The organism is Actinobaculum sp. oral taxon 183 str. F0552 (genome assembly GCF_000466165.1).
Taxonomy (GTDB): Bacteria; Actinomycetota; Actinomycetes; order Actinomycetales; family Actinomycetaceae; genus Peptidiphaga.
Window position 1 is genome coordinate 20108 of sequence record NZ_KE951423.1, and the last position, 9457, is coordinate 29564.

Genomic DNA, 9457 nt, shown 5'->3' on the forward strand with positions numbered 1-9457 from the left:
CCGCCGCAGAGGCGGGGGCTGCGTCCGCGGCATCGCCCTCCTCTGCCGCGCCTTCCGGGTTCCCAGTCGGATCCCCGGCCGGCGCTTCGCCGCCCCCTTCAGAGCCCTCGGCCGATTCCGCGCCTCCCGCCGGCACATCATCTTCGCAGGAAGGTGTGCCTTCGCCTACGCCTTCCCCGTCCGGCGCGTCGGCGGCGGAGGCGTCGACGGCCACCTGCTCGATCTCCCCCAGAGCGGGATTGTTCGTCGGCGTATAGCGGGGGTGGCTGTCGGGACTATAGGCGAAGTGGGGCTTGACGCACCGGGAGTCCTCGTTGATCTGAGCCATGATGCTCCGCTGCATCCGGCCGTCCATGCGGATGAAGACCCGCATGGAATGGGCTTCGACCAGCACGGTGTCCGCGGGGTAGTAGCTCCGGTCGGGGTTGACGTGGTTGCCCGTGTCCAGCACGTCGACCCACGCCCCGCCGTACTTCGCCTCCGGGATGGTGAACGTCTGCTCGGTGGTGTCCGCGTTGAACAGGAGGAGCGCGTCGTCGTCGTGGATGTCCTCGCCGCGCACGTCGGGCTCCCCGATGGCGGAGCCGTTGTAGTACACCATGAGGGAGCGGGCGTAGACGGTGGTCCAGTCGGACTCTTCCATCGTGGTCGCGTCGGGTCGGAACCACTCGATCTCCCCGATCTCCGAGCGCCCGCCCTTCTCGGAGTCGCCCGCGAGGAAACGACGCCGCCTGAACACGGGGTGCGCCTTGCGGAAGGCGATGAGCTGACGGGTGAACTCGAGCAGGCCGATGGCGGCGTCGTCGAGGTCCCAGCCCATCCACGACAGCTCGTTGTCCTGACAGTACGTGTTGTTGTTGCCCCGCTGGGTCCGGCCGACCTCGTCGCCGTGGGCGATCATCGGGACGCCCTGGGAGAGGAGGAGCGTGGTCAGGAAGTTGCGGATCTGCCGGTTGCGCAGCTTCCTGACGTTCTCGTCGTCGGTGGGGCCTTCGGCGCCGCAGTTCCACGAGCGGTTGTAGGACTCGCCGTCCGCTCCGCCCTCGCCGTTGGCCTCGTTGTGCTTCTCGTTGTAGGAGACGAGGTCGCGCATCGTGAAGCCGTCGTGGGCGATGACGAAGTTGATGGAGGCCATCGGGCGCCTCCCGCTGGAGGCGTACAGGTCGGAGGAGCCCGTCAGACGCCCGGCCAGCTCGGAGAGCATCGCCGGCTCGCCGCGCCAGAAGTCGCGCACGGTGTCGCGGTATTTGCCGTTCCACTCGGTCCACAGGGGAGGGAAGCCGCCGACGTTGTAGCCGCCGTCGCCGATGTCCCACGGCTCGGCGATGAGCTTGACCTGGGAGATGAGGGGGTCCTGCTGGATGATGTCGAAAAAGCTGGAGAGCTTGTCCACCGCGTGGAGCTCGCGGGCGAGCGTCGAGGCGAGGTCGAAGCGGAATCCGTCGACGTGCATGTCCGTGATCCAGTACCGCAGCGAGTCCATGATGAGCTGCAGCGTGTTGGGCGAGCGCATGTTGAGCGAGTTGCCCGTTCCGGTGGTGTCGAAGTAGTGCTCCGGGGAGTCCTCGACGAGCCGGTAGTAGGAGGGGTTGTCCAGTCCGCGGAAAGCCAGGGTGGGCCCCATGTGGTTGCCCTCGGCCGTGTGGTTGTAGACGACGTCCATGATGACCTCGATGTCGGCCTCGTGGAAGGCCTTGACCATCGTCTTGAACTCGTCGACCTGCCCTCCCAGGGTGTCCGTGGAGGCGTAGCCGTTGTGGGGCGCGAAGAAGCCGATCGTGTTGTACCCCCAGTAGTTCGACAGGCCGCGGCTCTGCAGCGCGGTGTCGTTGACGAACTGGTGGCAGGGCATGAGCTCGATCGCCGTGATGCCCAGCCGGGAGAGGTAGTCGATCATGACCGGATGGCAGATGCCCGCGTAGGTCCCCCGGTACTCCTTGGGGATGTCCGGGTGGAGCATCGTCATGCCGCGTACGTGGGCCTCGTAGATGATCGTGTCGTTGTACTCGTGATTCGGAGGGCGGTCGTGGCCCCAGTCGAAGAAGGGATTGATGACCACGGAGGTCATCGTGTGGGGGGCCGAGTCGAGCTCGCACCGCTTGGACGGGTCGTCGAAGTCGTAGGAGAAGAGCGACTGTTCGTTCTTGATCGCGCCGTGGATGGCTTTCGCATAAGGGTCGAGCAGGAGCTTCGAACGGTCGCACCGCAGGCCCCGGGAGGGATCGTAGGGGCCCGTCACGCGGAAACCGTACTGCTGCCCGGGCCGCACTCCCGGCAGGTAGCAATGCCATACGCCCGCGTCGACTTCACGTAACTCTATGGATTTCTCCCGCCCGTCGTCATCGATGAGGCACAGGTCGATGCGTTCGGCGATCGACGAGTAGATAGCGAAGTTGGTCCCTGCGCCATCGTACGTGGCGCCCAGGGGATAAGAATGTCCAGGCCAGATTTGCATGCGACAATTCTCGCATCTTTTCGCCGGATGCGTCCGTTCATTCGGAGTCGGATCTCCCGGGCGCGGGAAGGCCGTGCGAAGAGGGGAGGGCCTGCGACGCATAGGCGTAAGGGGCTGTCGCATCGCGCGCGGCGCACGGGCTGACGCGGTGGGCGATACTGGGATCGAACCAGTGACCTCTTCGGTGTGAACGAAGCGCTCTACCCCTGAGCTAATCGCCCGTCGAATGCGTCATGAGAATAGCGCGGGCGACGGAGCGAAGCAAAGCAGTGCGGCGTGGCGTGCGCCTCAGGCGCGTAAGTTGGACACGGACCGCGGCGCGTCGCTATAGTGATCGAGCACCGCCGGCCACAAGCCGGTTGGGGCATGCGGATGTGGCTCAGTTGGTAGAGCATCACCTTGCCAAGGTGAGGGTCGCGGGTTCGAGTCCCGTCATCCGCTCCGGGAGAGGCACACGTGCCGCCCGCACGGTGGGTTGGCCGAGAGGCGAGGCAACGGCCTGCAAAGCCGTGTACACGGGTTCGAATCCCGTACCCACCTCGCTGGGGCGATTGGCGCAGCGGGAGCGCGCTTCCCTGACACGGAAGAGGTCACTGGTTCGATCCCAGTATCGCCCACCGAAGGCCCCGGAGGAATCCGGGGCCTTCGCTATGCCGGACGGCTGAGCGCGGGCGTCGGCCGCCGTGGGCTGTCCCGGTGGGAGTCTGGGCGGGCAGGCGTCGCGATGCGTCCGCGGGCGCCCCGTGGAGTAGGATGCCCGTGTCAGCCTCGATGAGCTCGGCGGTGGCGCCCTGCCTCTCGCGCGGGCGGTGAGGTTTTTCGAAGCGCTTCCGGCGCGGGGCGGCCATGAGGGATCCCCTCGTCCTCCGCGTCCGGGCCGCCCGCAGCCTTCGCCGGGGCGGCGTTGCGTCCGCGGGGTGGGCGTCCCCTTCGCGTCGTCCCTCGGCCCCCGGCGGGTAGTATTGGGCTTGCGCGCCCGGTATGTGCGCCGATTCTGTGACGTTTAAGGAGTCTACGTGCCCGTAAGCCTGTCGATCGACGGAAGCCCGATGGCCATCGAAAGCCGAAGCTCGGGGATCGAGTTCTTCGCCGCCCGGAAGAGCGTCGTCGCCCTGAGGGTGGACGGCGAGCTCAGGGACCTCGCGACGGACCTCGCGACGCTGCCGGAGGGCTCCGTCGTCGAGAGCGTGGACATCTCCAGCCAGGACGGTCTGAACATCCTCCGGCATTCGACTGCCCACGTCCTCGCCCAGGCGGTTCAGCAGGTCTATCCCGACGCCCGCCTGGGGATCGGCCCCTTCATCGAGGACGGCTTCTACTACGACTTCGGCAACATCGACGCCGTGACCCCCGAGCTCCTGCGGGACCTCGAAAAGCGCATGAAGCGCATCGTCAAGGAGGGCCAGACGTTCCGGCGGCGCGAGGTCTCCGACGCCGACGCGGCGGCCGAGCTGGCCGGCCAGCCCTACAAGCTCGAACTCGTCTCGACCAAGGGCGCGGGCGCCGAAGGCTCGTCCGTCGAAGTCGGATCGGGCGGGCTGACCATGTACGACAACTGCGCCCGCGACGGCCGCGTCGTGTGGACCGATCTGTGCCGGGGCCCCCACCTGCCCGACACACGGCTCATCGGCAACGGCTTCGCCCTGACCAAGTCCTCGGCGGCCTACTGGAAGGGCGACCAGTCCGGCGACCGCCTCCAGCGCATCTACGGGACCGCCTGGGCCAGCAAGGAGGACCTCCTCGCCTACCGGGAGCGCCTCGAGGAGGCCGAACGGCGCGACCACCGCAGACTCGGCGCGGAGCTTGACCTGTACTCCTTCCCCGAGCAGATCGGGCCGGGCCTGCCGATCTTCCACCCCAAGGGCGGCGTCCTCAAGCGGGTCATGGAGGACTACGTCCGCCAGGCGCACATCGACGGCGGATTCCTCTACGTCGGCACCCCCCACATCTCCAAGGAGGACCTCTTCCGCACCTCCGGGCACCTCCCGTACTATGCGGACGGCATGTTCCCGCCCATGGACGACGACGGCCAGAAGTACTACCTGAAGGCCATGAACTGCCCGATGCACAACTTGATCTTCGCCTCGCGCGGACGATCCTACCGGGAGCTGCCCCTGCGCTTCTTCGAATTCGGCACCGTCTACCGCGACGAGAAGTCGGGAGTCCTCCAGGGGCTGACACGCGTGCGCTCGATCACCCAGGACGACTCGCACTCCTACTGCACGCCCGAGCAGGCCGGCGACGAGATCCGCCACCTGCTGACCTTCGTGCTCAAGCTCCTGGCGGACTTCGGACTGGACGACTTCTACCTGGAGGTCTCCACCCGAAGCGAAGACGGCAGGAAGAAGGAGAAGTTCATCGGCACCGACGAACAGTGGGCCGACGCCACGGCCGTCCTCCAGGCGATCGCCGAGGAGTGCGCGGCCGAGCACGGCCTGCGCGTCATCCCCGACCCGGGGGGCGCCGCCTTCTACGGTCCGAAGATCTCCGTCCAGGCGAGGGACGCGATCGGCCGCACCTGGCAGATGTCGACCATCCAGTACGACTTCAACCAGCCCGAGCGGTTCGGCCTGGAGTACACCGCCCCCGACGGCAGCCGCCGCCGCCCCGTCATGATCCACTCCGCCAAGTTCGGCGCGCTCGAGCGCTTCATCGGCATCCTCGTCGAACACTACGCCGGGGCGTTCCCCGCCTGGCTCGCCCCCGTCCAGGCGCGCCTCGTGCCCGTGGCCGAGGCCTTCGACGACTACTGCCAGAGCGTCGCCGAGCGGCTGAGGGCCGCGGGCGTCCGCGCCGAGGTGGACCTCTCCGACGACCGGTTCGGCAAGAAGATCCGCAACGCGGCCAAGGAGAAGATCCCCTTCACCCTCATCGCCGGCGGCGAGGACGCCGAGGCGGGCGCCGTCTCCTTCCGGTACCGCGACGGACACCAGGAGAACGGCATCCCGGTGGCCGAAGCTGTCGCGCACATCGCGGACGTCGTCGAGCGGCGGGTGAACGATCCCGCCGGCGAGCGGATCGCCCCGGCTCTGGAGCGGCCCGGTGAATGAGGACGCTTCGGTGAGTGGGAACGGCCCGGCGCCGGCCGACGCCGAGCCGCGACTCGAGCCCGCCGAGACCCTGCCCGGCGAGGCCGACGGATTCCAGCGCCTGTGGACCCCCCACCGCGCCGCCTACATATCCGGCCAGGACAAGCCCGCCGACTCCTCTCGCGGCGAATGCCCCTTCTGCCGCGCGCCCGGCCAGACCGACGAGGAGGCCCTCATCGTCGCCCGGGGCGAGAGCTGCTACGCCCTGCTCAACCTCTACCCGTACAACTCCGGCCACCTCCTGGTGTGCACCTACCGTCACGTGTCCCTGTACACGGACCTCGCCGACGCCGAGCGCATCGAGATGGGGCGGATGACGGCCCGCGCCATGGAGGCCATCACCGCCGCCATGGCGCCGGGCGGCTTCAACCTCGGGATGAACCAGGGCCAGACGGCGGGCGCGGGGATCGCCGCCCACATCCACCAGCACGTCGTCCCCCGGTGGACCGGGGACGCCAACTTCCTGCCCATCGTCGCCCGGACCAAGGCGGTCCCGGCGATCCTGGCCGACACGAGGGCGCTGCTGTCGCGGGCGTGGGAGTCGAGCGAGGGGAGGGGCCGATGCTGAGCAGATCGGGGCGCCCCTTCGTCCAGGCCGTCTTCGGGCCCGTCGCCAAACTCTTCGTCAGGATCGGCGTGTCGGCCGACGCCGTGACGATCACCGGGACCGTCGCGGGAGTGGCGCTGGCGCTCTGGCTGTTCCCCACCGACCACCTGACCGCGGGCGCCCTCAGCCTGGGGGCCCTCGTCTTGTTCGACAGTCTCGACGGGCAGATCGCCCGCCTGACGGGAACGAGCTCGAGATGGGGGGCGTTCCTGGACTCGACGCTCGACCGGATCAGCGACGCCGCCATCTTCGTCGGACTGCTCGCTTGGGCTGACGCCCACGCCGAGCCGCGGTACCACGCGCTGCTCCTCGTGGGCACCCTGGGGGCCCTCGTGACCGGCTCGGTCGTCCCATACGCGCGGGCGCGCGCCGAGGGCCTGGGGATGACTGCGAACGTGGGGATAGCCGAGCGCGCCGACCGCCTGGTCGTCATCCTGTTCTCGGCCCTGTTCGTGGGCATGGAGCTGGGGGACGTCATCCTCGTCGTGGCCGTGTGGTACCTCTTCCTGGCCGGGCTGGTGACCACCGTCCAGCGGATGGTCGTCGTCCGCCGCCAGGCCACCGCCCCGGAGGAATGATGGACGTCGTTCGGGCATTCGCACTGGCGCGCGCCGCCGTGGAGAGGCTCCCCGAGTCCGTCGGGCGCGCGCTCTTCTCCGCCGCGGGGACCGCCATGGGGCTGTCCGGCTCGGCGGGGGCGCGCCGGCTGCGCGCCAACCAGGCCAGGATCCGCCCCGGGCTGGGGCCTGTGCGGGCCCGGCTCCTGTCGGCCGCCGCCATGCGTTCCTACATGCGCTACTACTACGAGTGCTTCCGCCTGCCGGTCCTCGGCGAGGACCGCATACTCGCCCGCGTCCAGCTCGACAACGACGCCGAGCTGCGCGCCGACCTGGCCTCCGGCCGGTCCGCCACGGCGGCCCTCGTGCACGCGGGAAACTGGGACATGGCCGGCGCCTGGGCGTGCATCGACCTCGCGCCCGTCCACACGCTCGCGGAGCGGCTCGAGCCGGCCGGGCTGTACGAGGACTTCCTCCGCTTCAGGACCGGCCTGGGGATGACGATCTACCCCGTGGTGCGGGGAGGGGGAGGCCTGCGGGCCCTGGAGGAGGACATGGCCGCCGGCGTGTGCTTCACCCCGATCCTGGCCGACCGCGATCTCACGGCGAGCGGAGTGGAGGTCCGCCTGGCGGGCCACGCGATGCTCGTCGCCCCCGGCCCGGCCCTGCTGGCCCAGAGGACCGGGTGCGCGATCTATCCCGTCTTCTCGCGCTACGAGAGGCTGGCCAGGCGGCGGAGGGCGGCGGCGGGAACCCGCTGGGGCCTCAGGCTGACCGTCGGCGAGCCCGTCAGGGCCGAGACGACGCCGGACTCGGATTCGCGGGAGCGGGCGGCCGACGTGAGGCGGATGAGCCAGGAGTGGATGGACCAGTTCGAACCGTGGCTCCGCGCCCACCTGGAGGACTGGCACATGCTTCAGAGGGTCTTCGTCTCCGACCTCGACCCCGAGCGCCTGGCGCGCGCCAGGGCGCGGGCTGCGGAGGAGGGCTCGTGAGGATCGGCATCGCCTGCCCGTATTCGTGGGACGTCCCCGGAGGCGTGGGGATACACATCCGGGACCTGGCCGAGGAGCTCATCCGGCGGGGGCACGAGGTCGGCGTCGTGGCTCCCTCGGAGGCGCTCGAAAGCGCGCCGGACTACCTCACTCCCACCGGGTCGGCGATACCCGTCCCCTACAACGGCTCGATCGCGCGCCTCGCCTTCGGCCCGCGGGTCAACCGGGAGGTGCGCGCGTGGCTGCGGGCCGGCGACTTCGACGTCCTCCACGTGCACGAGCCCTTCGTTCCCTCGGTGTCGATGCTGGCGCTCATGAGCTCCGACTGCCCCGTGGTCTCGACTTTCCACACGGCGATGGACCGCTCCCGGACCTTCGAGCTCTTCACCCCTGTGCTCCGGCCCGTTCTGGAGAGGATCCAGGCCCGGATCGCCGTTTCCCAGGAGGCGCGGCGCACCGCCGTCCAATACCTCGGCGGGGACGCCTTCGTCATCCCCAACGGCGTCTACACCCAGGCGTTCGAGAACGCCGAGCGCGACGCGCGGTTCGCGGGCACGGCCGAGCACCCCACCATCGGCTTCCTCGGGCGCCTCGACGAACCCCGCAAGGGCCTCCCGGTGGTGGCGCAGGCCTTCCCGCTCATATGCGAGGTGTCGCCGGGGGTGCGGCTCCTGGTAGCCGGCCGCGGAGACGCGGACGAGGCGCGCGCCCTGTTCGGCGAACGCGCCGACCGCGTCGAGTTCCTCGGGGGCGTCAGCGACCGCGACAAGGCCGCGCTGCTGTCCTCCGTCGACATCTACCTGGCCCCCAACACGGGCGGGGAATCCTTCGGCATCATCCTCGTCGAGGCCATGAGCGCCGGAAGCTACATCGTCGCCTCGGACATCCCCGCGTTCCGCGCCGTCCTGGGCAACGGCTCCTTCGGCGGCCTGTTCGCCAACGCCGACGCGCAGGACCTGGCGGAAACGGTCGTCCGCTCCCTGGCGGATCCGCGGGGGCGCTCCGAGACCGTCGCGCGGGCGCAGAGCGAATCGCGGCGATACGACTGGTCCACGGTCGCCTCCCAGATCTACGCCGTCTACGAGACCGCCGTCAGGACGGCGGGGCTGGAGGTCGAGGAATGAGCGGCCTGGAAGTCGTCCTGCTCGCTCTGGCCGTTGCCGCCGCCGCCGCGGGGGTCGTCGTCTCGCTTCGCGCCCGCCGGCTCGACAGGCTCCACCAGACGGTGGTCAAGTCCCGCCGGGCCCTCGAGTTGGCCCTGCGGGCCCGCGCCCAGTATGCTCGGGACTTCGCGGGTTCGGGCACCCTCGACGTGGCCGGGGGCATCCTCCTGACCGATGCGGCGGAGGCATGCCTGAGCAAGGGCATGCTGCCGATCGTCGACGACGGGCTCGACGGCATCGACCTCGAATTCGCCTCCCGGGGAGTCGCCGACGATAGGCGGAGCATCGAGTCTTCCCTGTCGCGCACCCTCCGCCTGACGGTGGACGAGCTGGAGTCGGACGAAATAGCCTCCGACGCACAGGACGTCTTCGAGCGCCTGGCCCGTTCCCGGCTCGACGTGCGCATGACCAGGACCTTCCACAATTCGCACGTCGATCAGATTCGGCGCCTGAGGCGTTCGTTCGCCGTCCGGGTCCTCCGGCTGGCCGGCCGGGCGCCGATACCGTCGACCGTCGACATCGACGACGAATAGGAGCAGCAGTGAGTTACCCACCCCCGCCGCCTCCCCAGGGCGGACGGCGCCCCGGCCC

General features: G+C 69.5%; 7 protein-coding genes and 4 tRNA genes. 9 read left to right on the forward strand and 2 right to left on the reverse strand.

The annotated features are described in order from the left end of the window. Together glgX and HMPREF0043_RS04790 are read right to left on the reverse strand one after the other, a co-directional pair. Positions 1–2455: glycogen debranching protein GlgX (glgX, locus tag HMPREF0043_RS04785; protein WP_021601780.1), on the reverse strand; the 2455-nt coding region annotated here is incomplete at its 3' end. Positions 2456–2604: 149 nt separating this feature from the next. Next, positions 2605–2676: transfer RNA gene (locus HMPREF0043_RS04790), tRNA-Val, on the reverse strand. Positions 2677–2823: 147 nt separating this feature from the next. On the opposite strand from HMPREF0043_RS04790, the gene HMPREF0043_RS04795 reads away from it, so the two are divergent. The 9 genes from HMPREF0043_RS04795 (at position 2824) to HMPREF0043_RS04835 (ending at position 9399) form a co-directional block, all read left to right on the forward strand. Beyond that, positions 2824–2896 (forward strand) — tRNA-Gly (locus HMPREF0043_RS04795). A gap of 28 nt (positions 2897–2924) precedes the next feature. Continuing rightward, positions 2925–2995 (forward strand) — tRNA-Cys (locus HMPREF0043_RS04800). 5 nt (positions 2996–3000) lie between these two features. Next, a tRNA-Val gene (locus HMPREF0043_RS04805) sits at positions 3001–3072 on the forward strand. 432 nt (positions 3073–3504) lie between these two features. After that, complete coding sequence (gene thrS / locus HMPREF0043_RS04810; protein WP_021601782.1) at positions 3505–5505, forward strand: threonine--tRNA ligase; 2001 nt, start codon at positions 3505–3507, stop codon at positions 5503–5505. A 10-nt stretch (positions 5506–5515) separates the two neighbouring features. Next, positions 5516–6112: an HIT family protein gene (locus tag HMPREF0043_RS04815; RefSeq protein ID WP_040317883.1), complete on the forward strand. Its 597-nt coding sequence runs from the start codon at positions 5516–5518 to the stop codon at positions 6110–6112. Further along, a complete protein-coding gene (gene pgsA, locus HMPREF0043_RS04820; RefSeq protein ID WP_021601784.1) occupies positions 6106–6729 on the forward strand; it encodes a phosphatidylinositol phosphate synthase in 624 nt (207 codons plus the stop codon). Before HMPREF0043_RS04815 ends, pgsA begins: the two co-directional genes overlap by 7 nt. Next, a complete protein-coding gene (locus HMPREF0043_RS04825; RefSeq protein ID WP_040317876.1) occupies positions 6729–7703 on the forward strand; it encodes a phosphatidylinositol mannoside acyltransferase in 975 nt (324 codons plus the stop codon). The genes pgsA and HMPREF0043_RS04825 overlap by 1 nt, the downstream gene beginning before the upstream one ends. Beyond that, positions 7700–8827 (forward strand): glycosyltransferase family 4 protein, encoded by a 1128-nt coding sequence (locus tag HMPREF0043_RS04830; protein ID WP_021601786.1) that lies wholly within the window; start codon positions 7700–7702, stop codon positions 8825–8827. The genes HMPREF0043_RS04825 and HMPREF0043_RS04830 overlap by 4 nt, the downstream gene beginning before the upstream one ends. Further along, entirely contained in the window at positions 8824–9399 is a 576-nt protein-coding gene (locus tag HMPREF0043_RS04835; protein WP_021601787.1) for a hypothetical protein, read from the forward strand. Before HMPREF0043_RS04830 ends, HMPREF0043_RS04835 begins: the two co-directional genes overlap by 4 nt. Positions 9400–9457 lie beyond the last annotated feature (58 nt).